The 26961-nt window shown below is 32.8% G+C and carries 27 protein-coding genes and 2 tRNA genes; 14 read left to right on the top strand and 15 right to left on the bottom strand.

What is annotated here, in order from left to right; translation table 11 throughout:
* Positions 1–105: 105 nt before the first annotated feature.
* Together ACNC7R_RS18130 and pdeM are read left to right on the top strand one after the other, a co-directional pair.
* Positions 106–1164: an alpha/beta hydrolase gene (locus ACNC7R_RS18130; protein ID WP_417942428.1), complete on the top strand. Its 1059-nt coding sequence runs from the start codon at positions 106–108 to the stop codon at positions 1162–1164.
* 80 nt (positions 1165–1244) lie between these two features.
* Positions 1245–1880 carry a ligase-associated DNA damage response endonuclease PdeM gene (gene pdeM / locus ACNC7R_RS18125; RefSeq protein WP_417942426.1) on the top strand — a complete coding sequence of 212 codons (636 nt, stop codon included), beginning with the start codon at positions 1245–1247 and terminating at the stop codon, positions 1878–1880.
* On the opposite strand, the gene apaG is transcribed toward pdeM, so the two are convergent.
* The 7 genes from apaG to map form a co-directional block, all read right to left on the bottom strand.
* Positions 1877–2263, bottom strand: coding sequence for a Co2+/Mg2+ efflux protein ApaG (apaG, locus tag ACNC7R_RS18120; RefSeq protein ID WP_294922684.1), 387 nt, complete (start codon positions 2261–2263; stop codon positions 1877–1879). The two genes, pdeM and apaG, sit on opposite strands and share 4 nt — an antisense overlap.
* A gap of 82 nt (positions 2264–2345) precedes the next feature.
* The gene (locus ACNC7R_RS18115) at positions 2346–3599 is read right to left on the bottom strand and encodes a DUF5103 domain-containing protein (RefSeq protein WP_417942425.1); all 1254 of its coding nucleotides are present in this window, start codon (positions 3597–3599) and stop codon (positions 2346–2348) included.
* 74 nt (positions 3600–3673) lie between these two features.
* Positions 3674–6574 (bottom strand): DEAD/DEAH box helicase, encoded by a 2901-nt coding sequence (locus ACNC7R_RS18110; protein WP_417942424.1) that lies wholly within the window; start codon positions 6572–6574, stop codon positions 3674–3676.
* Between the two features lie 122 nt (positions 6575–6696).
* Positions 6697–7470 (bottom strand): class I SAM-dependent methyltransferase, encoded by a 774-nt coding sequence (locus tag ACNC7R_RS18105; protein ID WP_417942423.1) that lies wholly within the window; start codon positions 7468–7470, stop codon positions 6697–6699.
* Positions 7470–7988, bottom strand: a complete 519-nt coding sequence (locus tag ACNC7R_RS18100; protein WP_417942422.1) for a hypothetical protein — start codon at positions 7986–7988, stop codon at positions 7470–7472. Before ACNC7R_RS18100 ends, ACNC7R_RS18105 begins: the two co-directional genes overlap by 1 nt.
* Positions 7978–9273, bottom strand: coding sequence for an AAA family ATPase (locus ACNC7R_RS18095; RefSeq protein ID WP_417942421.1), 1296 nt, complete (start codon positions 9271–9273; stop codon positions 7978–7980). The genes ACNC7R_RS18100 and ACNC7R_RS18095 overlap by 11 nt, the downstream gene beginning before the upstream one ends.
* Before the next feature lie 121 nt (positions 9274–9394).
* Positions 9395–10213: a type I methionyl aminopeptidase gene (gene map / locus ACNC7R_RS18090; RefSeq protein ID WP_417942420.1), complete on the bottom strand. Its 819-nt coding sequence runs from the start codon at positions 10211–10213 to the stop codon at positions 9395–9397.
* 188 nt (positions 10214–10401) lie between these two features.
* Between map and ACNC7R_RS18085 the strand changes: the two genes are divergently transcribed.
* A complete protein-coding gene (locus ACNC7R_RS18085; RefSeq protein WP_417942419.1) occupies positions 10402–11655 on the top strand; it encodes a DUF445 domain-containing protein in 1254 nt (417 codons plus the stop codon).
* 66 nt (positions 11656–11721) lie between these two features.
* Here ACNC7R_RS18085 and gpmI read toward each other — a convergent pair whose 3' ends face one another.
* The gene (gpmI, locus tag ACNC7R_RS18080; protein WP_417942418.1) at positions 11722–13239 is read right to left on the bottom strand and encodes a 2,3-bisphosphoglycerate-independent phosphoglycerate mutase; all 1518 of its coding nucleotides are present in this window, start codon (positions 13237–13239) and stop codon (positions 11722–11724) included.
* A gap of 451 nt (positions 13240–13690) precedes the next feature.
* On the opposite strand from gpmI, the gene ACNC7R_RS18075 reads away from it, so the two are divergent.
* A complete protein-coding gene (locus tag ACNC7R_RS18075) occupies positions 13691–14416 on the top strand; it encodes a murein L,D-transpeptidase catalytic domain family protein (protein WP_417942417.1) in 726 nt (241 codons plus the stop codon).
* On the opposite strand, the gene ACNC7R_RS18070 is transcribed toward ACNC7R_RS18075, so the two are convergent.
* Both ACNC7R_RS18070 and ACNC7R_RS18065 read right to left on the bottom strand, forming a co-directional pair.
* The gene (locus ACNC7R_RS18070) at positions 14405–15985 is read right to left on the bottom strand and encodes a L,D-transpeptidase family protein (RefSeq protein ID WP_417942415.1); all 1581 of its coding nucleotides are present in this window, start codon (positions 15983–15985) and stop codon (positions 14405–14407) included. The genes ACNC7R_RS18075 and ACNC7R_RS18070 overlap by 12 nt on opposite strands.
* A gap of 1 nt (position 15986) precedes the next feature.
* Positions 15987–16424, bottom strand: coding sequence for a GNAT family N-acetyltransferase (locus ACNC7R_RS18065; protein ID WP_417942414.1), 438 nt, complete (start codon positions 16422–16424; stop codon positions 15987–15989).
* A gap of 136 nt (positions 16425–16560) precedes the next feature.
* Between ACNC7R_RS18065 and ACNC7R_RS18060 the strand changes: the two genes are divergently transcribed.
* Both ACNC7R_RS18060 and ACNC7R_RS18055 read left to right on the top strand, forming a co-directional pair.
* A tRNA-Gly gene (locus tag ACNC7R_RS18060) sits at positions 16561–16633 on the top strand.
* Positions 16634–16726: 93 nt separating this feature from the next.
* Positions 16727–16799: transfer RNA gene (locus tag ACNC7R_RS18055), tRNA-Gly, on the top strand.
* A 47-nt stretch (positions 16800–16846) separates the two neighbouring features.
* On the opposite strand, the gene pepE is transcribed toward ACNC7R_RS18055, so the two are convergent.
* Entirely contained in the window at positions 16847–17554 is a 708-nt protein-coding gene (pepE, locus tag ACNC7R_RS18050; RefSeq protein WP_417942413.1) for a dipeptidase PepE, read from the bottom strand.
* 159 nt (positions 17555–17713) lie between these two features.
* Between pepE and ACNC7R_RS18045 the strand changes: the two genes are divergently transcribed.
* The 8 genes from ACNC7R_RS18045 (at position 17714) to ACNC7R_RS18010 (ending at position 23858) form a co-directional block, all read left to right on the top strand.
* Positions 17714–18481 carry a hypothetical protein gene (locus tag ACNC7R_RS18045; protein ID WP_417942412.1) on the top strand — a complete coding sequence of 256 codons (768 nt, stop codon included), beginning with the start codon at positions 17714–17716 and terminating at the stop codon, positions 18479–18481.
* Entirely contained in the window at positions 18468–19193 is a 726-nt protein-coding gene (locus ACNC7R_RS18040) for a carboxypeptidase-like regulatory domain-containing protein (protein WP_417942411.1), read from the top strand. Before ACNC7R_RS18045 ends, ACNC7R_RS18040 begins: the two co-directional genes overlap by 14 nt.
* A complete protein-coding gene (locus ACNC7R_RS18035) occupies positions 19183–19938 on the top strand; it encodes a hypothetical protein (RefSeq protein WP_417942410.1) in 756 nt (251 codons plus the stop codon). Before ACNC7R_RS18040 ends, ACNC7R_RS18035 begins: the two co-directional genes overlap by 11 nt.
* Positions 19935–20444 (top strand): DUF6702 family protein, encoded by a 510-nt coding sequence (locus tag ACNC7R_RS18030; protein WP_417942409.1) that lies wholly within the window; start codon positions 19935–19937, stop codon positions 20442–20444. Before ACNC7R_RS18035 ends, ACNC7R_RS18030 begins: the two co-directional genes overlap by 4 nt.
* A complete protein-coding gene (locus ACNC7R_RS18025; protein ID WP_417942408.1) occupies positions 20437–20568 on the top strand; it encodes a hypothetical protein in 132 nt (43 codons plus the stop codon). The genes ACNC7R_RS18030 and ACNC7R_RS18025 overlap by 8 nt, the downstream gene beginning before the upstream one ends.
* 29 nt (positions 20569–20597) lie before the next feature.
* Positions 20598–22841, top strand: coding sequence for a M1 family metallopeptidase (locus ACNC7R_RS18020; RefSeq protein WP_417942407.1), 2244 nt, complete (start codon positions 20598–20600; stop codon positions 22839–22841).
* 104 nt (positions 22842–22945) lie between these two features.
* Complete coding sequence (locus tag ACNC7R_RS18015; protein ID WP_417942406.1) at positions 22946–23293, top strand: Sec-independent protein translocase subunit TatA/TatB; 348 nt, start codon at positions 22946–22948, stop codon at positions 23291–23293.
* 1 nt (position 23294) lies between these two features.
* Positions 23295–23858 (top strand): phosphatase PAP2 family protein, encoded by a 564-nt coding sequence (locus tag ACNC7R_RS18010; protein WP_417942405.1) that lies wholly within the window; start codon positions 23295–23297, stop codon positions 23856–23858.
* Between the two features lie 104 nt (positions 23859–23962).
* Here ACNC7R_RS18010 and ACNC7R_RS18005 read toward each other — a convergent pair whose 3' ends face one another.
* From ACNC7R_RS18005 to ACNC7R_RS17990, 4 genes are all read right to left on the bottom strand, one after another.
* Positions 23963–24685, bottom strand: coding sequence for a phytanoyl-CoA dioxygenase family protein (locus tag ACNC7R_RS18005; protein WP_417942404.1), 723 nt, complete (start codon positions 24683–24685; stop codon positions 23963–23965).
* Between the two features lie 163 nt (positions 24686–24848).
* Positions 24849–25490 (bottom strand): O-methyltransferase, encoded by a 642-nt coding sequence (locus tag ACNC7R_RS18000; protein ID WP_417942403.1) that lies wholly within the window; start codon positions 25488–25490, stop codon positions 24849–24851.
* 108 nt (positions 25491–25598) lie between these two features.
* Positions 25599–25952, bottom strand: coding sequence for a hypothetical protein (locus ACNC7R_RS17995; RefSeq protein WP_417942402.1), 354 nt, complete (start codon positions 25950–25952; stop codon positions 25599–25601).
* 299 nt (positions 25953–26251) lie between these two features.
* A complete protein-coding gene (locus tag ACNC7R_RS17990) occupies positions 26252–26848 on the bottom strand; it encodes a YceI family protein (protein ID WP_417942401.1) in 597 nt (198 codons plus the stop codon).
* Positions 26849–26961: the final 113 nt, after the last annotated feature.

The following is a 26961-nucleotide window of genomic DNA, read 5'->3' as shown; positions in this document are numbered from 1 at the left end:
ATGGAATATGTTGTTTTTGACTGAAGAAATGTTGATAAAAAAGCAAAATCAATTAAACTGTTTCATATATTCTCAGTCTAACCTTAATAATCTTAAAATATAAATATGAAACCACATTTACTATTTATTCTTATGTCTCTTTTTTTAATTAGTTCCTGCTCAAAAAATGATGATTCAGATGAATCAGGTCAGGATTCTGGTTATGTTAATGATGATTTGGCAGGGCCAATCTCAAGACCAAAAACAGGATATGGTTCGGATGGAAATTATAGTGTTGCGAAAATTACTTTTCCAAGCCCTTTGTATAATGGAAAAAATGTTGAAATATTTTATCCAAAGGGAATAACTTCTGCAAAACCAACTATATTTTACTCACATCCGTTTGGAGGAGAAGAGAGCGCCTACAATATAGGTTTGTACGAATTTATAGCAAAAAAGGGATATGTCGTTGTTTTTGCCCCTTACCCAACCTCTGGTGTTACTGTTGATGAAAGATACAATACATTATGGCAAAGTTTTAAAAAGGCTGTTACAGATTATCCAAATATAATTGACACAAAAAAAGTTGGCTTCATGGGCCATTCTTTTGGAGGGGGAGCTTCATTTGCTTTGGCTTATAAAGGATTTATAGATGAAGGCTGGGGACAAAACGGTCGTTTTATTTTTACAATGGCTCAATGGTATTCCTATCAAATTTCGCAAGATGAACTCCAAAATTTTCCTGCAAATACTAAATTAATTAGTGAGGTTTATGATGATGATATTGTCAACGATCACAGGTTAGCAATTGATATGTTTAAAAATATCAATATTTCAAATTCTGAAAAGGATTTCATTTTAATTAAGAAATCGGTTTTGCCAACTTTTACCTATACAGCTGAGCACAATCTTCCGAATACTCAAACTTCATACGATGCTTATGACTATTATGGAATTTACAGATTACTTGACGCAATGATAGACTATAGTTTTAACGGAAACGCTGTAGCTAAAAATATTGCACTTGGAAATGGCTCAAAAGAACAAATAACAATGCCGGAGTTTAATGGACAAGCCTTATCACCATTAATAGTAACAGATAGTCCTTCACCATTATATCCTCAAAGTAAATATTCTTTTCAATGCGGATCAATTAATAATCCAAGAATTGCTAATTGTAATTAGTATTTTTACATTAAATAGCCTCCGATTCTCATGAATTGGGGGTTTTATTATTTTCTTTTTATTTCTATCGGAGAAAAACAATGAATATTATAATAAACAACCTGAATTTTATTTTGCATCAGTCGGGTGCTGTTTTTTGGGAAGAAAAAAAGATGCTTCTGATTTCTGATGTTCATTTGGGAAAAGTGACTCATTTTAGGAAACACGGAATCGGAATTCCGAAAGATGCGATTTTTGAAAACTTTAATCGTTTAAAAACAGTTTTAGAGCTATTTGACTCTGTAACTATTGTTTTTTTAGGAGATTTATTTCACAGTAAAATCAATAACGAATGGGAGCTTTTTACAGAATGGATAAAAGAACATTCGCAGAAAGTAATTTTAGTGGAAGGCAATCATGATATCATTTCAAAAAGGAATTATGAAGAAGTTAATATTGAAATTTATAATGAATTAATTATTGATGATTTTTTACTGACACATCATCCAACTGAAAAAGAAGGGCTTTTAAATTTTTGCGGACACATTCATCCTGCGATACAACTAAGAGGATTAGGGCGACAATCTTTAAATTTACCTTGTTTTTTTCTGAAACCAAATCAATTGATTTTTCCGGCTTTTGGGGAATTTACAGGAAATTCTTTTTTAATTCCGACAGAAAACGACAAAGTTTATGCTATTACAAAAGAAAAAGTAATAGAAGTTGCCCTAAATTAATTCAAAGCGAAAGGAGCACACATTCTGAATGTAGGAACTATTACTTTAAATATTTTGGTTGTAGTAAAATTAATCATATTAAAATGACCTTTCATCGCGCCATAAGGAGATGATAATAAGCAGCCTGAACTATAAGTATGATTTTCACCTGGCTTCAAAACGGGTTTTTTTCCTATAACACCTTCTCCGTCAACAACTTCAAGGTTGTTAAGGGAGTCGAAAATTTCCCAGTGTCGGGATGTTAGCTGTACTGAATCTTTACTGTGGTTTTCGATGGTAACAACATAGCTAAAGGCAAAATGGATCTTGTAGTTCTTGAAGTAAGTACCTTCAAAACTAGTCAAAACAGATATTTTTATGCCTCTTGTTATTTGAGAAACCATAACTAACGTAGTATATATGTGTGTGTTATATGTGCAAACTTACAAAAAAAAATGATTGGATTGAAATCCTTTTTTAGAATGTTTAGTTAATAATATTCAATGAATTAGCATTTCCCTTGCCGATAACTCTTTCATAGCGGTCCGTACTTTCACGGTAATAAACCCAAATAGTGTATTCGTTTTCAGTCTGGTAAAAATTTCCGTCAACAGCATTCTCAAAATCAATTACGCCTTTTTTGTCAGCAACCCTGTACTGAAAATTGGTAAAACCCTGCTTGATCATTACTGCTTTTTCATATATCCCTTTGTCAGGATTATAATCCATTTTGTATTCTGGAGATAAGCTATAATTATTAAACATACCTGTAATATAAATGTCTTTATTTAATCGGAATGTTGGAGCTGACAGCGAAAAATATACCCAGGCATAATCGGCTTCAATTTCCTGATTAGAACCATTTATGTTTTTGACGACAAAATTTCCGTTTATATCCTGATAAACTGTATAAATTTGATTGGCTCTTGCGGGGCTTGTATATAAAAAAGAACTGTAAATGTCGCTGGTTGAACTCACTTTTGCAACATTATTATTGGCCACTCTTACATCTTTATTTTCAAAATATAAAAATTCATTTCCGCCCCAGAACTGTGTTTCGGCGTCGTATTTATAAACCAATTGATTGCCAATTGTATATTGCGGGCGGACATTTTTAATACTGGTGTTAAAATCTCCGTTTTGCAGTAAAAGTACTTTTACGTTTTGTAAAGGTGTCTGAAAAACAATATCATTTGAAGAAATCGAAAAATCAAGATTCTGTTTTTGATTGATATTGGTTAAGTTTCGGCTACGTTTTACCTGAGCAGATACAGTACACAGATTTTCATATAAAATAAATTTTCTGGAGAAAATAACGTCTCTTTCTTCGTTGAGTATTTTCAGCATATAATTTCCTGAGATTTTCAATTGTGTAGTGAATTGATTAGGAAAATTAAGGCGGTAATGTGAATAAATCTGAAGGGTATTGAAAGAGTTCGTGTAATCCATAATTCTTTGATTATCAAAACCAAGAATGTAATCTGTTTTCGGGATCTCAGAAGGTTTCCAGTTGTAATCGCAATGTACAATTTCAAAATAATAATTGGCTTCGTTGCCAAATAAATCATCAAACTGCAATTGAAATGTGGAGCCTAATTCGAATATCGGAATCACATTACTGCCGTTTTGTACAAAAGAAACAGTTTTAATATTGTAAGGGGGATCAATTTCCTTTTCCTGAGCTTTCGCTAAAGTGAAAATAAAAAGAAAAGCAAAGCTTATATATAACAATTTGGGCATCTTATATAAATTGTAAGATTGTAAATATAACAATTTTATATAATGAAAAAGATACTGTTATATCATATTAATGATTAAGAACCTAAAATATAGCCTAAGTTGCCTTCAAGTTCGTCATTAATATAGCTTTCTTCTAAAAGCGAATCAGATAACAGTTTTTTATTTTCCTGGAGCTTAATGATTTTTTCTTCGACTGTGTTTTTCGAAATAAAACGAATCACATTGACTTTATTTAGCTGACCAATTCGGTGTGCTCGTGCAACTCCTTGTTTTTCTGCGAAAGGATTCCACCATGGATCTAAAAACAAAACATAAGAAGCTTTGGTAATGTTCAATCCGACACCTCCGGCTTTTAGCGAAATAAAGAACAATAATCGATTTTCGTTTTCCTGGAATAATTTAACTTGCTGCTCTCTTTTGCCGGCTGGGGTTTCTCCCGTAATTTCACAAAATTCTATTTTATTTTGTTTGCACCACTCGGTGTAGAAATTAAGGTTCGTAACAAACGAACTGAAAATAATTGCTTTTTGTTTTGCTTTGACTAGATTTTCCAGATAATTGGTTACAGCAATAAATTTTCCGGAGTCAATTTCTGAATCGGCATCAATCATTTTAGGATGGTTACTCAATTGTCTCAACTTCATCAAAGTATTAATAATGCTGATTTTATCCGGACTTGAACCGTCAGTTTTAAGCAGGAAATTACGAGCTTTGGATTTTTCTTTTTCGTATAATTTTTCCTGTTCGGGATCCATATCACAATAATAAACCTGCTCTGTTAATTCTGGCAGATCTTTTAAAACCTGTTCTTTGGTTCGTCGCAAAATGTAAGGCTGGATGAGGTTTTTTAATTCTGTTAAAACTTCATCGTTCTGCTTTTTCTCAATCGGAGCTTTAAAATTTTCTGCGAAAAAATTATAAGTTCCCAGAATATCGGGATTTATGAACTGCATCTGCGACCATAAATCGTCAAGCGAATTTTCGATGGGCGTACCACTCAGTGCTATTTTATGACTCGTACTGATTTTATTGATGGCTTTAAAAATCTTAGAATTTTTGTTTTTGATGTATTGACTTTCGTCTAAAATCAGATAATGAAAATTGTGTTTTTCTAAAATTGAAATATCCCGGTGAATAACGCTATAGCTTGTAAAAATCAAATCGGTAGAATCTAATCTGCTTACTAAAGATTTTCGGTCATTCCCAATATATTGCATTTTAGAAAAGTGTGGTGTAAACTTTACAGCCTCATTAAACCAGTTAAAAACTAAAGAAGAAGGAAGTACTATTAATGCTTTAAGTGGTGTCCTTTCGACAGTAGTTTCATTCGCAAACAAATCAAAATTGGTAGTTTTGGTTGAAAAGCCCAGTTGTTCCTGTACAGAAACCAAAACAGCTAAAGTCTGTAATGTTTTTCCAAGTCCCATGTCATCTGCGAGACAAGCTCCAAGATTTGAATTATAATGACCCAAAAGCCATTTTACACCATCAATCTGATAGGGCCTTAAAGTTGCTTTTAATAAATCTGAAGCCGTAAACTCAGCCTGATGAATCTGGTCTAAATCATTGTTGATTTCTGAAATTCCGTCTAAAGCAGTAAAATTACTCTTACGTAAAAGCAAAGCTCCGTTTTCTGTTTTAGCCAGTTTTGCTAAAGAACTATATTTGCTGAACCATTCCAGCGGAATCAAAAAATAATTGCCGTCAGGCAATTGAAAAAGCCTTTCCTTGCTTTTGATATTCGGAATTATTTCATTGAAATTAATCTTATAATTGCCAATTGTAATCATGATTTTAATATCAAACCAATCGGCTTTCGTTTCTTTTTTAACCGAAATTGTATTGCTTTCTGTAATGATTTCTTTGCTTTCCAGTTTGAGGTTTTGGATTGTAAAGCCTAAGCTTTCCAGCTTTTCTTTATTGTCAATTATTAATTGAATATTGATATAAGGATCATTCGCTTCTGTATCCAGCCCAAACAATTCGTTTTTGACTTTTACTAAACCAATTTCAAGTAATTTTTTTGTGTATAAAATTTCGACGGCACTCCTTTTAAACTGAATTATTTTGGGTTCATTGGCAATACTGAAATCAACAAAAGAGTGTATTTTTTTAGTTTTGCCTGCATCAAAAACATAGCCATTGTAATCAAAATACAGATTGAGGTAATAACAGTTTTTAAAGAAATCATAAACAGGCTGGATCGTACTCGAAATGATCTGGTCGCGAACCTCCATTTCAAAACCAGTTGCTTCAATATCAATTTTTTTGGCTATTTGGGGTATAAAACCTTTAAAATAATCATCCACCAATTTAGATGGAATTTCAATAGATTTTTTCTTTAAAAACGGAGTCAGTTTTTTTGCATTTAATTCTTTTAATTGTCCTAATTTCTTATCAATAATTAACCAGCCAGGCTCATCTAAAAGGATATCGATACTACTATTCATAGGTGAAAAAGTAGTTTTGTTTTCTTTTAAAGAAAGGGTATAGGTAATGCCTTCGGAATGTTTATCAAATTGAATCTGAGGTTCAAAATAAAGAGGTTCGATAGCAACTCTTGAACGATAAAAGTCTTTTTCAGGCCCCAAATTCAAAGATAGTGGAAATTGTTCCTTCACAATCAAATCGTAAAAGGAACTTAAATTGAAATTTAAATACTGGCGAATGGCAAAATCAATTTTAGAATCTTTTTGCAAATCAGCAATGGTTTTAGCTGATTTGATTTTGGTACTGAACTTTTTGAAAATGAATTCAGGTTTTAAAGATTCACAGGCTGTCAGGATTTTTTTTGTATTTGAATCTAAATTTTCAAAATCAATTCCAAAACTTTCAATGATATCTTTAGTTGCCTTTTTGTCTAAGTATTTAATATCGCTTGTGTTCCCGACAATATAGGACGTTGGAATATAAGCATTCAGATTTTTTTCAAAACTGATGTCAAAACAAAACTGAAATGATTTAGTAGGTTCCAAGGTTTACAGATTTGGTTTAGGCTTGTAATTGGTGAATTAGGATAAAAAAGCGTTTTCAAATTATTGCTATTTTGAAAACGCTTTTTTTAAACGAGCTTATATCATTTATATGGTGAAAAAAATTAGTTTTCCTGTTTAAAGCAAAGCGGAATAATTTCACCTTTTGCCAGACAATATTTTTCAACTAATTCTGGAGCAATTTTATTGGTGTAATCTTCTTCGATAACAATAAAACCAATGCTTCTCAATTTATCAAAATAATCGCGACCATATACACGAACATGATCGTATTGTCCAAATATTTTTGCCCGTTCTTTTTGATCGGTGATAGAATCATCTGCAAACGTAACATCGCGGGATAAATCCTGTGGAATTTGCAAAACAGCCATTCCGCCCGGTTTTAAAACACGGAATAATTCCTGCATCGCTTTGGTATCGTCCGGAATATGTTCTAAAACGTGATTACACAAAATAACGTCATACTCATTGTCTTTGAAAGGCAAATTACAAATGTCTGCTTTTACATCTGCCAAAGGCGAAAGCAGGTCGGTTGTGGTGTAATCCAGATTTTTCTGCTTGCGGAATCTTTTGTAAAATGCCTGTTCCGGAGCAAAATGCAATACTTTTTTCGGTGCTGTAAAAAAATCGGTCTGATCGTTTAAATACAGCCAAAGTAAACGGTGTCTCTCTAAGGAAAGTGTGCTTGGAGAAAGTACATTGTTACGTTGTTTTCCGTATCCGTAAGGCAAAAACGACTTAAAGCTTTTCCCGTCAATAGGATCGGTAAATTTGCTTCCTCTTAATGATAAAGCTAAAATTGGGCGCACCACATAACTCAAACGGATTAATAATGGACGAGGGATTGTATTAAGTACTAATTTGAATAGTTTTTTCATTAGATTCTAAATATTCTTTGAAATCGATCGTTGTCAATCACTTTTAGTTTTGAAAATAAGTGTTTGTATTCAGATGTTAATTCTCTCTCTACTGCTGAAAAAGTAGATTTAGCTGCTGGACTAGAATTTGTGTTGTAAACAAAATATATTTGAAAAATACTATTAGGGAAACACATGTTTTCAGTAAAACCCTTGTTGTAGATATAATTGTAAAATGATATTATACTTTCTGTTGCTTTTAGTCTAAAATCAATTTTCTTGATACCACCACTTTTAAATTCAACAAAAATTACTTTTTCGTCTTTAAAATAAACAGTATCTGACGTTTTTATCGTTTTATTAATTTCATCAAAATCAAAACTAAGTTTTGTTGAGTTTATAAGAGATTTAGTGATTGTAATTTCTTCTTCTATATTGTTTATTATGGTTTTTTCTTTTATTTCGTACCATGAGATTTCTTTTAATGTTTTCTTAGGGACATTGTTCTCAAAATGTTCTTGAATATCATTAAACCTCATCGTTTATGTCTTGGATTTTATAAAATGCTTCAGAAATTGAGCTTAAAATTGGCGTTATATCTTCTGTTACATCAATAATTTTAGAAGATAATCCATCTTCATTTTTCTCAGCAAAGTAAAAATTTGTTGACTTTTCATATTGATATTTTTTAGTGTAAGCATCTAAAGCTTCAATAAAATATGGACTGTGTGAAGTCAATAAGATCGGAATGGCTAATTCTTTAGATAATAAAACTAAAATCTCAGCAAATTTAACTTGCCAGGTTGGATGTAAATGAACTTCAGGTTCATCAATAATTAATAAAGTGTTTGAATTTAATTTCCCTTTTTGTAAAAGTAATTGTAATATTCCAAAACTTTTTATTCCAGTAGCAATATTTCCAAATTCGAATTCTGTCGCATTTTTTGTAAAAACTATTTCATCTAAAGGATCGATACTAAAATTTCCATTTATGACTTTTGAAATTAAAGATAAGAGGTTATTATTTTTTTTGCTATCATCAGAGAAAATATTTAATTCATTTTCTCTTAAAAATATTAATTTATTTAAATGATCATTCTTATCTATAATTTCATTAAAACGAACAAAGTAAGTTTGCATTAGTCTTAATGGGGATTCAATGAAAATAACTTCATCATAATAAAAAGAAGAACTATTTTCAAGTCCTACGAATTCAATTTTGTCTTTGAAATAAATACTTTTTTCTTCAATTCCTCCAATTTTAATAAAAGATTCACTTTTGTTAAATGAATTTGATATTTGATTTCCAAATTCATTTTTGAAAAAAGATTCTAATCTGTAGTACAATGCTTCTGTAGAATCAAAAGAAATTGAAGTTCTACGACCAAAATCAACTATAAATTCAGAAAGTTTTTCTTTAATCTGTGGATTGGAATAATTATCGTAAAGGATAAGTACAGATTCTAATTCATTATTTATAGAATTAATAATGTCAGTATCTTTTTTTGAATGTAATGAAGAAGGTCTTATTTCTAATTTTTCTAGAAATTCTGAAATAAATTTATTTTGAATATTTTGGTCGCTTTCATTAGTTGCTGTAGTTCTTGATAAAAGATTTCGAATATCCCTTGTCTTTTCGTAAACAAATCGAATTTTATTTGCATTGTGAGAAATTTCATCGCCATTTACTCCCCTAATTAATGCATACAAAACTTTTCCAACAGTACTTTTTCCAGAATCATTTTGACCAGCAATTAGAGTAATTCCCTCAATATTAATGTCAGCTTCTTCTATAATTCCAATATTTTGGAGTTTAATTTTCATTAGATACTATTTTTTATAAAAGTAGTTATTTTTAAATTTAATAAATTAAAAAATATTATTCTCTACTAAAATATTAGTATTATATATTAGTAAATGGTCTTTGCAAATCCCGGCGTAATAACTACAATACTAAAGGCACTTTTCTAAATTCATCTTCTTCATTGCTTTCGATTCCTAACGCTTTATAGATATAATAGAAAGTAGATAAAATTTCTGGTTTTCCGTCAATTAAAGCAACGTCGTGTTCGAAATGCGCACTTGGTTTTCCGTCAGCAGTCAGGATTGTCCAGCCATCTTTGAGCTGTTTGATGTTTTTGGTTCCCATATTGATCATGGGTTCAATGGCAACCACCATTCCTTCAAGGAAAAGTTTTCCTCTTCCTTTTTTACCATAATTAGGCATTTCCGGAGCTTCGTGCATTTTTTGACCTAATCCGTGTCCAACCAATTCACGTACAACTCCGTATCCGTGAGACTCCGTATATTTTTGAATGGCATTTCCAACATCTTCAACACGGTTTCCGGCTTTAAATTCCCTGATTCCAACGTAAAGAGATTCTTTGGTTACCTGTAAAAGTTTTTTCGTTTCAGGAGCAACCTCACCAATCTCAAAACTGTAGGCATGATCTCCATGAAACCCGTTTTTGAAAGCGCCGCAATCTACAGAAATAACATCACCATTCTGTAAAGGCGTATTATTTGGTATTCCGTGTACCACCTGAGCATTCGGACTCATGCAAAGTGAATTCGGAAATCCGTATAATCCTAAAAAGCTCGGAACAGCACCGTGATCACGTATGAATTCTTCGGCTAATTTGTCAAGATATAATGTCGTTACTCCTTCTTTAATTTCAGAAGCAATCATTCCTAATGTTTTCGATACGATCAAGGCACTTTCGCGCATTAATTCTATTTCCTCACGAGTTTTTTGGATAATCATATTTTTCAGATTTTCAGTTCGCAAAAGTACAATTTTAATCTTATTTTTTTTAAGTTGATTTTGAAATTAATTGGTACTAAAATTTTTGATTACTTATTTGAAAATCAAACCATCTATTGAATTCTAACATTTTTTTAAAAGTACATTTCAGAAAAAAGGCATAAATTAGTTATAAAACCTTGTTCGTCATGAAAACTATCACAGATAAGGATATCGATAAAGTAAGCGCTCTTAGGAAAATGAAGCGAAATGCTTTAGCACTTTTAGGTGTAGCTGTTCTATTATTTATAACCGCCATTTATTTTAAAATCCCGATACTACAGGCTTTCAGTGAAGCAGCCATGGTGGGCGGAATTGCCGACTGGTTTGCAGTTGTGGCTTTATTTCGTCATCCGATGGGAATTCCGATCTGGCATACAGCCATTATTCCAACCAAAAAGAATGAAATAGGTGAAAATCTCGGTAATTTCGTTTCTGAAGAATTTCTGGATCGGGAAAAACTAGAAATTAAATTAGATGAATTCAATTTTGCCACTAAAGCTTCTGAGTGGCTTTCGCAGGAAGAAAATGCGAATAAAGTTGCAGATGCTATAGCGTTAAATCTTATTCCGGGTGTTTTGAAAACAATAAAAGATGAAGATATAAAACGATTCATTCAGGTTCAGTTTAAAGAAAAATTAGAAGCGATAAATTTTGGGGACTGGGTGGCATTAGCATTGGAACCGCTGCAAAAGGGCAATGTAAAAGACCAATTATTGACCAATCTTCTTGAAGTGATGAGTGGTGAACTAAGTGATAATAAAGACTTAATTAGAAAGAAGGTTAAACAATCTACGCCTTTTTTGAGTTTTGGCCTGGCCGATAAAAGTATTACAGAAGGCATTTTTAATGGTTTGCAGGAGTTTCTTGATGAAGCCAAAAATTCGGAGAGCGCAGTTAGAATTAAAATAGATGAATACATTTCTCATTTCCTTCATAAAGTCAAAAACTCGGAAGAAATGCGAATCAAAATTAACAATCTGATTGTTGGTTTTGCCGGAAAGAAAGAAGTACAGGATTACATCAATGGCATCTGGGATGAAATAAAAATGTCAATTACAAGCGATCTGGAGAGAGGAGAGGATTCTTCAATCCGAAAAAATATTACTGGGTTGATTCAGAAGTTTGGAAACGGACTCAAAGAAGATTCAATAATGGTGGACAAAATCAATAATTTTATTAAAAACGATTTACTTTCTGTACTTCTTAATAATAAAAAGGTAATAGGGGATTTAATTTCCTCTACAGTAAAAAGCTGGGACGGAAAAGAAGTTTCGGAGAAATTAGAACTTGAAATCGGAAAAGACCTTCAGTACATTCGAATCAACGGAACCCTGGTAGGCGGATTTATCGGTCTTATAATTTATGGTTTGGAATGTATTTACCATTATTTTGTAATGTAAATAAAAGAGAAGAGAGACAAATCCTAAAACTTGTCTCTCTTCTATTAAAATAAAATAAGTGGTTTTCTATAATAATGAATGACAAGTCATTGCTTCAGGCTGAGGAACACCCATTAATTCTAAAATAGTAGGTGCAATATCGCCTAAAACGCCATTTTGAATATTTTTTAATTCTTTGTCAACCAGAATAATCGGCACTGGGTTTGTTGTGTGTGCTGTATTTGGGCTTCCATCAGGGTTAATCATCGTCTCACAGTTACCGTGATCGGCAATTACAATGGTAGTATAGTTGTTTGCAAGAGCAGTTTCAATAACTTGTTTTGCACAGGCATCAACAGCTTCACAAGCTTTAATCGCGGCTTCCATGATTCCGGTATGGCCAACCATGTCACCGTTAGCAAAATTTAAACACACAAAATCTACTTCACCTTTGTTTAATTCCGGAACAAGGGCATCAGCTAATTCATAAGCACTCATTTCAGGCTTTAAATCGTAAGTGGCTACTTTTGGAGAATTTCTTAGAATACGTGATTCTCCTTCAAAAGGCACTTCTCTTCCTCCTGAAAAGAAAAAGGTTACATGAGGATATTTCTCGGTTTCGGCGATACGAATTTGTTTCTTGCCGGCTTTTTCTAAAACTTCACCAAGGGTTTCCGTGATATTATCTTTATTGTAAACCACTTTTACGTTTAAGTACGTTTCATCGTAGTTGGTAAGCGTTACATAATATAGGTTTAACTTGTGCATATTTTGCTCATGGAAGTCCTGCTGCGAAAGTGCTTCAGTAAGTTCACGACCTCTGTCGGTTCTGAAATTGAAGAATATTACGACATCTCCTTCTGTAATTGTAGCTAATGGTTTTTCGTTTTCATCAACCATTACGATTGGTTCAATGAACTCATCAGTGATATCTTTTGAATAGCTTTCAAGAATACTTGCAACAGCGTTTTTTGAATGAGTTCCTATGGCATTTACCACTAAATCATAAGCCAGTTTTACACGCTCCCAGCGTTTGTCACGATCCATTGCATAATAACGCCCTACAATTGAGGCGATTTTTACCGGAGTATCTTTAATATGGTTTTCTAAATCCTGAATATATTTAGCTCCTGATTTTGGATCAACATCACGTCCGTCTGTAAAGGCGTGAACAAATACATTTTCCAGGCCATATTCCTGAGAAGCATCGATAAGTCCGCGTAAATGTGAAGTATGAGAGTGGACACCTCCATCGGAAACTAATCCTAAAAAGTGTACTTTTTTATTGTTTTCTTTAGCATAAGTAAAAGCATCGACCAATACTTGTTCTTTGGCAAGTGTCTGATGCGCTACTGCTAAATTTATTTTGGCTAAATCCTGATAAACAATCCTTCCGGCACCAAGATTCATGTGGCCTACTTCACTGTTTCCCATTTGCCCCTCTGGTAAACCTACGTTTAAACCGTCAGTACGAAGCTGAGCGCTCGGGTAATGTTGGTAGAGGCTGTTTATGAAAGGTACATTTGCATTGTCTATTGCAGATACTTTAGGGTCAGGAGATTTCCCCCAACCATCTAAAATCATAAGGATTACTTTTTTGTTCATTGGTTTTTAGTTTTTGGCAAAGATAAACCATTTATAAAACACGCAAGTAGTGATTGCTACAATTATGCTTTATAAAATGAACATGATAAAAAAATAATAATTTAATTGAAGAAGCCTTTATTTTTTAAAATTAATGCATAACCCAATTTGGTTTTAAACTATATTAATGGACAAATAATATTATATCAAAGTTGTTTTAAACCTCTTCATTGATTAAAACTGCGTTTGAAAACCTTTTTGTGAAGATTAATATTGATATAATTGAAGATATTTTAAATCAAGGTAAATTCCTGCAAAAAACAATCAAATGTTTAAGTTTTCTTAACTTCTATTGCGATTAATTGTTAAAGTTTGAGTAAATATCACCTAATTTAGTGATGTAAAGTTACATAATTGCAAATAATTTTTACATTTGCCATACCTCAAATTATGTATAACCTAAACGAAATCAATGATTTATAAGATTTATCCCGCAATTTTATTTTTATTTTTGTCATTTGGTACAGATTCTAAAAATACCGCTGAAACTAAAAATGTAGCAGCAATGAGTATCGCAAAAATTGAAAAACGTTCTGTTATTGATACTAAAATTGAGAACATTTATAATACATTAAATACAAATAGTTTTGTTCTTCCTGAACTAAAAACGTTTACCGAAGCCTTAAAAGGGTTTTACTTATTGAAAGAAAAAGGAGTAATAGAAAAAGATATTTTAACTTTAATTGATTTTAGTCTTTCATCAAATCTAAAACGCCTTTGGGTAATCGATTTGACATCTAATACAATTTTGTTCCAGTCTCTTGTGGCTCACGGCAGGAATACCGGTGAAGAGTTTGCCTCTGCATTTTCAAATGTAAATTCTTCATTTAAAAGTAGTCTGGGTTTTTATGCAACAGGGGAGATTTATAAGGGTAAACACGGGATTTCACTTCGTTTGGACGGTTTAGAGAGAGGTACAAATGATAATGCCCGCGAAAGAGGTGTTGTTATGCATGGTGCTGATTATGTTTCTGAATCATTTATAAAAGCTCACAAAAGATTAGGCAGAAGTCAGGGGTGCCCTGCTATTCCTGTTGAATTGACAGATGATATTATTCAGACCATAAAGGGTAAATCGTGTCTGTATATCTATCATCCGTCAAGAAGTTTTGTGATGGAGCAGAGGTTAATTTCTTAATTTAGAATATAAGTCTTCATCAAGATCATAGACGTCATATCTAAAGATTAGCGTGTTGTTTTCGCTCCAGGCTGTCCAGTACCATTGATATAATTTATATTTCTTGGTAATTCGGATACTGGTCGTTTTTTTTCGGGCGATAATGGTATCTATTTTATCTTTTGACCAGTTTTTAGAATCATCTAAAATGTGCTGTGCCAATTCCAATGGATTTTCAACACGGACACAGCCGGAACTTAAAGAGCGATTGCTTCTTTCAAAATAGTTTCGGTGATTAGTGTCGTGCAAATACACGCTATAATTATTGGGAAACATAATTTTTATTAATCCAAGAGAATTATAATAACCCGGTTTTTGGATATACCGATAGCTTCTGGGTTTATTGATGTTCCAGTTTGCCGGGTCGACTTCGTGTCCGGCTTTGTCATAAATCGTGATATTTTTATTTTTCAAATAATTCCGATTACGTTTCATTGCAGGAACAACATCTTCTTTTAAAATGGTAGGGGGTACAGTCCAGGTAGGGTTAAAAACAATGCTTTTAAGGGTAGAGGTTAGAACCGGTGTTCTTCTTTTACTGGTTCCAACAACAACATTTCTCACAGCTGTCGTATCATTATTTTCTACAACATGTAATTTAAAATCAGGGATATTTACTATAAAGTAATTTTCGGCTAATTCATTCGGATACCATCTCCAGCGTTCTAAGTTTGCAATAATTTGACGTCTTCTTTTTTCTTTAGAAAAGTTTAAAGCATGAATGGTACTTGCTCCAATAACGCCATCGGGAACTAATCCGTGGCGGGCCTGGAATTTTTTTACAGCTTCAAATGTTTTGTTGTCATAGATTCTTGTTAAACTGTCTTTTCCTGACATGTCATTCCAGTAAAGAAGTCTTTTTTTAATGTTTATTAAAGCAATATTAGTGTCATTTGGTTTTATTTTTTCAGCAAATTCAATTGTTTTGATGTTGTCTTCAGGAAAACTATTGATGAGTTTTAGTGCTTTCAGTAATTGTTTGTAAGTTTTAGTTTTGGGCTGAATATTCTCAACCAAACTATCTAAAGTGTTACGGTTGAAACATTTTACTAACACAGTATTAATGTCTAGATCCTTGTCTTCAAGTGCCCAGTTGTGATATAAATACTTAGGATTTAGTTTTCCTTCGTATAAATGGGTCACATATTTTTCAAAATTATGGGTAAGCAGCAGGTCATATTCAGCGAGCTGTTTATTATTTAGTTTATCAATTTGTTTTTCATAAACATCCATCTTTTTTACCCGATAATCATTTGGATTCAGGCCTAATTCATCTGATTTTTTCAGCTGCGACAAGATATAGGTTCTTTTTTTAAGATTTCCCCAAATCGTTTTGTTGTCAGATGAAAGATAAAATTGTTTTAATGTTTTACTCTTATATGAATTTATAAGTGCAGTATCTATATCAACTGTTCTTGCATCAGTGATTACAATGGCAGGTAAGGCTTTTTTTATTTTAGGAGTATTCTTTTGTTCTTTTTTACAGCTTATAAAAACCAACAATAGTAATAGAAGGTAAAGTTTATTCATTTTATATTTTTTTGTACATTAGATAATGTTCTCCAATATCCGGGATCTCAAAAGAATTTCCTCTCACTTTATATCCCATTTTTTTATAGAAACCAATAGCGGCTGTTCTGGCATTAAACCATATTAAATGAAATCCATTTGAAATGCAGTACATTTCACAATGTTTAACCAGTGATTCTCCATGGCCTTTTTTCTGATGTGTCTCTGCAATAGCCATGCCGCGAATTTGTGCTTGTGAATTTTCTGCAAATATAGGATTGGTTTTCAGGAATAACGAAATTATTCCTATTAAATCTGAATTATCAAATAATCCAAAATGATGTGTTGTTTCTAAATCATCACCTTCAAAAATGCAGGTTTCGATTTTTTTTCCTTTTCTAAGGACAGGATGTCGTAAAATAAAAGTTTCCTGAGCGGATATTTTTTTAATTATTGTCATGTATTGAATAAAAAAAACAAAGCTATAACATTTTAATTTTAAATAGATTACTAAAAATAGTGATTTTTAATTTATTTTTTTTCAAAAAAAGCTTGTTTTAAAGCTTACTTATTTTTTATATTTGCACCACAGTAATGCGAAAGTAGCTCAGTTGGTAGAGCTCCAGCCTTCCAAGCTGGTTGTCGCGAGTTCGAGCCTCGTCTTTCGCTCTAATCAAAACTTAGGTTTAGATTTTAAATTTAAATAATTTAGTTTTTTATTTTTTTAAACAATTTAATTATTTATATTTGCACCCTGTTAATGCGAAAGTAGCTCAGTTGGTAGAGCTCCAGCCTTCCAAGCTGGTTGTCGCGAGTTCGAGCCTCGTCTTTCGCTCTTCAAAAACCTCAAGTAATTTACTTGAGGTTTTTTTGTTTTATATCCTATTTTAAATCGCTCAAATCACTTTCCGGATCTAATTCTGCCGGAAGCTGATTTTGTCGAAATAATCTGGCTGATAGATTTCCTTTCAGAGTAATTTTTTCTCCTTTTACTTCAAGCCAGCTGCCTTCTCTTAGTCCTAAAACCGGAATCGCATTAAATACGTGAAATTCTTTTATACGCTGCTCGCGGGTTTCTCCCATGTGAGTAGAATTCTCTTCAGGATCTAAATAATGCGGATTCAGATTAAAAGAAATCAAACCTAAAGTTTGAAAACTTGGAGGGTAAACAATAGGCATATCATTGGTTGTCTGCATCGAAAGTCCGCAAATATTACTTCCAGCACTCGTTCCCAGATATGGCGTTCCGTTTTTTACTGTTTCAGAAAGAAGCTGCATGATATTGTTTCTGTATAATTGCGCAACCAATAAAAACGTGTTTCCTCCGCCAGTAAATATTCCTTCGGCATTTTTAATAGCTGTTTCCGGGTTTTCGAATTCATGAATCCCTTTTACTGAAATAGTAATCTTTTGAAATACTGTAGCCACTTTTTGCGTGTATTCTTCATGAGAAATTCCGCCAGGACGGGCATAGGGAATAAATAAAAGGTTTCTGCAGTTTTTAAAATGCAATTGCAGGGTGGGTAATAAGTATTCTAAATAACTGCTTCCGTGTAAAGTAGAAGTGCTGGCAATAATAACATTTTTCATAAAATTCTAAATGGTTTTAGGTTTAAAGATATTAAAAATGAAAGTTGTCGCCGTTAAAAAGCTTATTTTAATTAACATATTTTTATAAAGCCGTTAATAGTAATTTGGTACATATTAGGATATTTTTACATTTTTAAGAATAATTCTAATTTTTTTATTTTGACAGGCAAGATTTTTTGTTTTTTAGTGTTGTTTTTGTTTCAGACTGGCTGGTCTCAGACTGCTGAGCGTGCTATTTTAAAAGGAAGAATTATTTCAAACACAAATGATTTGGAAGGTGTTTATGTTATTAATGCGCAAACTGAGGTAATGGCCAATACGACTGCTGATGGGGGGTTTTCTATAATGGCTAAAATAGGGGATACGCTTGTTTTTTCATCGATTCAGTTTAAGGAAAACAGGGTTTTATTAAAACCGGAAAATTTTTCAGATCTTGATTTTACAGTGAAATTAAATCTTCTGATGCATCAGTTGCAGGAAGTGATTATTAAACGATACGATAATATTAATGCTGTGGCATTAGGGATTGTTCCTTCAGGCCAGAAAAGCTATACGCCGGCCGAGAGAAAATTACAAACCGCTACAGCTTTAAATCCTACGGCTAATGCGGGAACAATGGCTGGCGGATCTATTTCTGCAGATCCTTTATTCAATTTTTTTTCAGGACGTACGGCAATGTTGAAAAAAGAAGTGGCTGTTGAGAAAAAAGAGTTTTTTATGCGACTCCTGGAGAATATGTTTACACTGGATCATTTTGTTGACAGGTTAAAAATACCTCTTGAGTATGTTAAAGGGTTTGAATATTATGCTGTAGAAAACGAAAGTTTTACTAAAATTTTGGATTCAAAAAATAAAACCTCAACTGAATTTTTGTTAGGCGAGCTGGCTGTTAAATACAAAGAAATAATTGCAAGTGAAGCTAAATAATACTTTATATATAATCTTATTTTTTATTGTTCAGATTTCTTTTGGACAAACACCTGTTAATAAGGAAATTCAGGGTCAGATTTTTGAGCAGTCTACTCCTGTTGATGGCGTAAACATTATTAATAATAATACACAGGTTACGGCGGTTTCAGATGTAAACGGAATGTTTTCTATTATGGTAAAAGAAGGCGATGTTTTGGTTTTTTCTTCAGTAAATTTAGAGCCTTTAAAACGTCGGATTAGTAATGAGGATTTAGAAGCAAATTCACTTCGTATAAAAATCTCGGCAAAAGAAATTGAGTTAAAGGAAGTAGTTGTAAATGAGAATGCTCATATTACTGCAGAAAACCTCGGAATAATTCCGCATGGTCAAAAAAAATATACGCCCGCAGAAAGAAAGATGTATACAGCAACATCAACTTCAGTGGATAAAATACTAAACGCTATTTCAGGAAGAACTGCCATGCTGAAAAAGGAGGTTAAAATTGAGAAAAAAGAAGCTCTTTTTAGGAAATTAGAATATCTCTTCGAGGAAAACTATTATACAGATCGTCTTAAAATTCCGTTAGAATATATCAAAGGATTTCAGCTTTATTGTGTGGATAGTCCTGAATTTGCTGTATCTTTGGATACTAAGAACAAAACAATGAGTATGTTTTTAATAACGGGTCTTGCTCAGGAATATCTAAAAATCATAGAACATGAAAAATAAATTAGGAATATTTGTAGTCTGTTTATTTTGTCAATTTATAATTGGGCAGACGAATTCGAGAAAGCCTTTACATGGTCAGGTAATTAATAGTTCTATCCCCATCGAGACCGGCAATGTAATGAATATAAATGCCAATACAAGAACATTTATAGGTACAAAAGGTTTGTTTGATATTATGGCAAGACCTAAAGATACGTTGTTGTTTACAGGGATGTCTTTTCAGTCTAAAAAAATAGTATTAACAGAAAAAGACTGTGCAGAAGTGCTTTTTTTTGTGCCTTTGGATTTAGTAAATGTTGAATTAAAAGAAGTTTTGGTTCATAAAGAATTAAAAGTAAAATCCCTGCAGGGTGGTTCTCAGGGTATTGTCGATATGCAGTTTGAAGATGATAACCAGTCTACTCCTGAAAATAAAGTAATGTATTCTGATCAGACAATTAAATACGGAACTGATTTTGTCCGAATTTTTAAAGACTTTAAAAAGTTGCTCAGTAAAGAAAAAGAGGTTGAAGAGGAAGTTGTGAGCGATATAGCTTTTGTGGAATATGCGAAAGATAATTTTACTAAGGATTTTTACACCAAAACATTAGGTCTGAAAGAAGATGAAATAGACTTGTTTTTAATGTACTGCTCTAATGACTCTGAATCTAAAAGACATTTAAAAGCAGATCAGAAATTTGAATTAATGGATTTTATGATCAATAAAAATAAGAACTTCAAAAAAGCGGAGGTAAATCAGAAATGAAAAAGAATGCTTTTTATTTCTTGATCGGAATGTTGTTTTTATCGCTCTCTTCTTTTATGTTTCATAAATTCTATATGGGTATTTTTCAGGTGAATTATGCGGCTGAAAAAAAAATGATCCAGATTACTTCCAGGATCTTTGTGGATGACCTGAATAATGGAATCGAAAAAAAGTACCATAAAAAAATATTTATCGGAACGGAAAAAGAAACCCAGGCCGATCTTGATTTGCTGAAAAGATACCTTTCAGAAAATTTCAGCATTAAAATAAATGGTCAGCCAAAAACCATTGTTTTTTTATCCAAAGAATTGGAAGCGGACGATGTTTTAGTTTGCTACTCGAAAATTACTGGAGTCGAAAAATTTAAAACATTAGAAATTACAAACAGTATTTTGACAGACTGGAATAGTGAGCAGCAAAACATTACACATATTTCAGCATTTGGGACTAAAAGAAGTGTTCTTTTTACAGAATCTTCAAGGAAAGAAGTGTTAAAGTATGAATGAACTTCGTAAGGTTGTTGTTTTAATTGCTATTTTCACGGCTTCAAAAAAATCCAAAAATAGTTATGAAATGAGCATCATTCAGAAAAGGGTTTCAATTACCAATCATGATATGCGAATTACATAATGATCAATAAAAAATAATAAATTCTGTATATGAAAAGACTTTCATTACTATTGCTTTTTCCTGCTATGCTGTTTGCTCAGGAAAAAAATACGACTGTTGCTCCAAAACAACAGGGAAAGTATGATACAAACAAGTTTAGCCAAATGTATGATTTGATGGCTACACCCAATATGTTCCGCACAGCATCGGGAGCACCAGGCCCTGCTTATTATCAGCAACAGGCAGATTATAAGATAGATATTGAATTAGACGATAAAAATTCAAAATTAAACGGATCTGAAACGATTACGTATTCTAATAATTCACCAGACAAACTGGAATATTTATGGATCCAGCTGGATCAGAATCAGGCTAAAGCGAATACACAGTCAACTTTGGCAGAAGGAGAAAAAATTAACCAGGTATTTCCATTAGGAAGTTTTTCTGATAAGTATCTGAAGAAAAACCTGGAGCGTGGTTTTAATATTGAGCATGTGAAAGATTCGAAAGGAAATCCGATGTCATATACAATCAACGAAACCATGATGCGCATCAACCTGGATAAACCTTTAAAACCAGGAGAAAAGATTTCATTTTCTATAAAATGGTGGTACAACATAAATAATTATCAAAAAGAAGGAGGACGTTCCGGTTACGAATTCTTTGAGAAAGACGGGAATAAACTATATGTAATCGCTCAGTTTTATCCAAGAATGGCAGTTTATAATGATGTTGAAGGATGGCAGAACATGCAATTCTGGGGAAGCGGAGAGTTTGCTCTTCCTTTTGGGAATTTTGATGTAAATATTACTGTTCCTGCAGATCACGTAATTAATGCTACTGGAGAACTTACGAACAGGGCAGAGGTCTTTACACCAGAACAGGTAAAACGTTACGAACAGTCACAAAAGTCATTTGATAAACCGGTTGTTATTGTTACGCAGGCCGAAGCTGAAGCAGCTGAGAAAGGATTTTCTGAAAAGAAAAAAACATGGAAATTCAGTGCTAAAAACGTAAGGGATTTTGGAATTGCTTCTTCAAGAAAATTCATTTACGATGCAATGGCAGTAAAAATTGGAAACAGAACTGTAATGGCAGAATCGGTTTATCCAAAAGAGGCAAATCCGCTTTGGGGAGAAACTTCAACTATGACTGTAGCACACACTTTAAAAAGCTATTCTTCACACACATTTGACTATCCATATCCAAAAGCAGTTTCGGTTTCAGCTGAAGATCAGGGTATGGAATACCCAATGATTTGCTGGAATTACGGGCGTCCTGACGAAAATGGCAAAACTAGCAGAGAAGTTAAAAACGGAATGATTGGTGTGATAATTCACGAAGTAGGACACACTTTTTTTCCAATGATTGTAAACTCAGATGAGCGTCAATGGACCTGGATGGATGAAGGTTTGAACTCATTTTTACAATATTTGGCAGAACAGGAACTGGATCCAAAATTCCCTTCAAGACGCGGACCTGCAAAAAATATTGTTCCGTACATGAGCGGAGATCAGAAGTTTTTAGAGCCTATTATGTCAAATTCTGAAACCATTCATCAATTTGGAAATAATGCATACGGAAAACCGGCTACAGGACTTAATATCCTGAGAGAAGTGGTGATGGGGAGAGAATTGTTTGATTATGCTTTTAAAACCTATGCCAACAGATGGAAATTCAAACATCCAACACCTGAAGATTTCTTCAGAACGATGGAGGATGCATCTGCAGTAGATTTAGACTGGTTTTGGAGAGGATGGTTTTATTCAACAGATTTTGTAGATATTGGAATCAAAGATGTAAAACAATATTATGTGTCGGAAACTCCAACTAAAGATATAAAAGAGGTCAAAGTTAGAAAAGGACGTTTCGGGTACGAAAAAGGCCCTTTTGTTTATTTGGTTTCTGGTGATAATGCAGAAGTAGATGACTCAAAGAAAAAAGCTCTGAAAGTAGAAGATTTTAAGTCTTTAGCCGATTATGTAAGTGAAACTTTTACAGCAGAGGAAAAAGCAAATATCAAATCACCTAAATATTTTTACGAAGTAGAATTTAATAAACCGGGCGGAATGATTATGTCGATTTTGGTTGAAATTACTTATGAAGACGGAACAAAAGATAATTATCAGTATCCGGCACAAATCTGGCGAAAAGGAAATGAGTCAGCCAAAAAAGTGTATGCAACTGAAAAACGAATTAAGAGCATTCAGATTGATCCAAAATTATTAACTGCAGACATTGATGTAAGTAATAATTCATGGCCAAAAGTAGAGGAAAAATCGAAGTTTGACTAAAAATAAAATTAAGAAGGCTCTGTAAGAGTCTTTTTTTTTAAGTAAATTTTAAAACACGTGCCTGCAAAATTTAATATCTTTGTGACACAAAAAAAACAAAAGTTATGTTTGGTATAGGAGGAGGAGAATTAGTTTTTATAATGTTTATAGTACTAATGCTTTTTGGTTCTGATAAGGTGCCTGAAATTGCCCGTACAATGGGTAAAGCCATGGCGCAGTTAAAAAATGCAACGAATGATATTAAAAACGAGATTCAAAAAGGAGCAGAGGAAAATGGTCTTGATACAAAATCTCTTACAGGAATAACAGGTGATATCAACGCTCACATTAATGATGCTAAAGCAAATTTGCTGGGTGATTCCGGAAGCTTTTTAGGAAATACCGCAACAGAAATTGACAAAGTAAAAGAAGATATTGATTCTATCTCAGGACCTATAAAACGCCAAATGTAATATGCTGGAAAAAATACAGGAAATAGATACCAGGTTATTTGTGTATCTTAACAGTTTAGGTTCTGAAACATTCGACCCGCTTTGGCTGATTATTACCAAACAAGTATATTGGACGCCTTTTTTTCTCTTTTTATTTTTTCTTATTTATAAAAAAATAGGCATTAAGCAAACTTTGTATGTCTTGCTTTTTATAGCTGTTTTAATTGCTTTTACAGATCAGACAACCAATCTTTTCAAAAATACTTTTCAACGTTTACGACCTTGTAATAATTCAGATATCAACACGATAATAAGGGTAGTACAATCCCGTAGCTCATACAGTTTTTTCTCTGGACATGCTGCTAATACCATGGCAGTGGCTACATTTTTATTTTGTGTTTTAAAACGCCATTTCAAATATCTTGGTTTTCTGTTTTTATGGCCCTTAATCTTTGCTTACAGTCGTATTTATTTAGGGTTGCATTATCCGGGCGATATTCTTACTGGATATTTCTTTGGAGCTCTTTTCGGATTTTTGATGTTCAAAATATATCAAAATTTAAAACCAAAATATTTTCCGGGATAATTTTCAGGAGCTGTTTCCGGCTGTACGCTATATCTTTTGCGCCGAACCCCGGCACAAAAGGATGTCGCTTCCATCCGGGCTAGTGCAGTTGTTTTCAAAAGACGTTAATTCTGTAAAACCATTTTCTCACTCCATTCTAATCCTTCAGGAAGTTCCTGTTTACTGAATTCGATATGAATAACCCTTCTTCGTTCGTTGTTGGTAGTTTTGTTTGAAGCATGAAATAATAAAGGTTTCATGATCATAATACCGCCTTTTTGAACTTCGCAGATAGTTTCTTTTTCTTTTCCGAAATCAAGTTTCTCAATTCTTAGAATTCCTTTAGAATGTGAATTATTAATCACTTTCAAAGCGCCATTATCTTTCGTGGTTTTATCAATATGAATTCTGATGGTGAAATTGTTTTCCAGAATTGCAGCAGAAGGCTGAACCGCAAATTGGTTTTGTTTTACAGTCCAGTTTTCAAAATTCTCAACCTCAATTTTTTTATTGACAGAAATAGTCAGATCCTGATGATACGCCACAAACCAATTCGACTTTTCTGGTTTGTCAAAATAAATAGATTTGGTTATAAAATAGCCTTCTCCAAAAGTATCTTTTATAATATCCCGTAATTTATGGTTGAATATAAAAGGTAAAGTTTCGGGAATTTCGTTATGAAATTGTCTTATCGCAAACAAATCCTCAGATTTTCTGAAAGTACTGTTTTCGGGATTGTTTTGAGTTGTGTCATCAATTAAAGAAATGAGTGTATTAATTTCATTTTCGCTATAAACATTATTAATAATTGCAAAGCCTTGAGAATCTATTTGGTTCTTCTGTGTCATTTTTTATTTGTTTTGAATTGCCTCCTGTTTTAGCTGTAGGTAACCAGAATTAGAGAAGCAAAATGCTTTCGCTTAAAATGCTAATTAAATTAGTTTAAAATAGAAACAAGTTAGGTGAGAAAAACTTAGAAACTTAGGATCTCAGAAACTTAGGGGCTTAAATTTATAAAACCCTGCTCACTGTTAAACCATCACGAATTGGCAATAAAACCGTTTCTACTCTTGGATCGTTTTTCAAAAGTAAATTGTATTCTAAAAGTATTTTGGTACTTACATCATTTGGGTGAACCGGTTCCAAAACTTTCCCGCTCCATAAAACGTTATCAGACAAAATGATTCCGCACTTATTCATTTTCGGAACAATCATTTCCCAGTAATTAATATAGTTTTCTTTATCAGCATCAATAAAAACCAAATCAAATTTCACATCGAGGGTCGGAATAATAGCAACGGCTTCTCCTAAATGCTGAATAATTTGCCCTCCCCATGGCGATGCATCAAAATATTTACGCTGAAAATCAACAAGCTCTTCTTTGATGTCAATGGTATGAAGCTTTCCATTTTCCTGTATTCCCTCGCACAAGCACAAAGCGGCATAGCCGGTATAAGTCCCAATTTCCAAAATATTCACTGGTCGGATCAATTTAGAAAGCATACTTAAAACACGCCCCTGGAAATGTCCGCTTAACATTCTTGGCAAAAGGATTTTCTGGTAGGTTTCCTTATTAAGTTTTGCTAATAGTTCCGGTTCGTTTTCAGAATGCTGTTCAATATAATCTTCTAAGTCTTGAGAAATAAAATGCATCGTGTAGTGTATTGAAATTTGGGGGTAAAAATACAAAATATAGGTTCACTTTCTGGAAAAAAAAACCATCCAAAAAATGGATGGCTTCGATTTGAAATTTTGATGAAATTATTTTTTCAAGGCTTCATTTACATCTTTTGCAGTTTTTACTGTTCCGTCTTTTGCCGCTTTTGCCGCAGCTTCTATTTTTTCAGCTCCTTTTTTAGTAGCGTCTTTTACATCTTCTATAGTCTCTTTAGTTTTTTCTTTTGCTTCCTCAGTAGCTGCTTTTGCTTTTTCTGCAGCTTTTTCTGCTTTCACAACAGCACTGTCTTTTACTTCTTCAATATCTGTTGTCAATGAATCTACTTTGTTTCCAAGTGTTAATTCATCTTCAGGTTTATTTGCTTTTTTGTCTTCACAAGACTGAAGACCGAATGACAATAGGGCGATAACTGCTAAACTTAAAATTTGTTTTTTCATGATTAATTAATTTTTTAAAATTGATAAAATATAAAGGTTATAAAGCTGAAAAAATAAAAGTACAAATTTTTAAATTAAGCGCTCTTTGTAAGATTATTTTCCGTTTGAGTGCAAGACAATTCTTGTGCCAAAATTTATTTTTTTTGGATTGAAGCTGAAATTTTTTCAGAAAAATATTTTGATAATTTCGATTCAATTTTAAAATACAGAAAATCAGAACGGAGCCAAAGTTCTTTTTAATAAAAAGCTTCGGCTCCGTTCATTTGAAAGTAGTAAATTAAGTTTTACTCAGATAAGGGCTATTTAATTACTAAAACATTTTCACTTTGGGTGTAATCATTTAAAGTGATGTTGAAAAGAATAGTAAGGTCTTTTCCGGTTCTTACCACTCCCAGTGCTGCTGTTGGCGGAGAAATTCCAAAATCAGCAAAAGTGATTTGGTTAGAGCCTCTTAAAACAAAGTTTCCATTAAGGCCTGTTACGCTAACCTGTGTTTTGAACTCTTTACTGACACCAGAAACGGTATATATTCCGGTTAAATTCCAGACACTTTCATTTACTTTATCAGCTGATTTTAAGACATATTTAATGTTTTTGTGTGTTTTTGTGTCTAAAGCTTCGTAAGCCACATCGTCCATACTGGATTTTCCGCTTTTAAGGCTTTCTGCAGGTAAGATAACTGTAAGGCTATTTATGTCAGTCAGTTTAGAATCTTTAACGGTTAAATTAGCTGTGCCGGTTCCGTCTGTTGATTTCATTACCCAATCGTGAATAGTAGAAGTTCCGGCAACCTCAAATTTAGATTTAGTACTAACGGTATAATTTTTTTGAGCGTTGGTGTAAAGTGTAATTCCTAAACAGATAATTGTTAAAAAAATAGATTTGAGAGTTTTCATTTTTTATTGATTTATTTTGTTAATCATTTAATTAAGAACTGATTTTTTCTGATGGTCTGATGAAATCTTGTATCAAAAAATTATCTCCTTAATTCTTATCCAAATGTATTGTG

The sequence above is a fragment of the Flavobacterium adiutor genome (assembly GCF_048282555.1).
Lineage (GTDB): Bacteria > Bacteroidota > Bacteroidia > Flavobacteriales > Flavobacteriaceae > Flavobacterium.
Note: the sequence above shows the minus strand (reverse complement) of the source record. Positions and strands in the feature narration are given on the sequence as shown.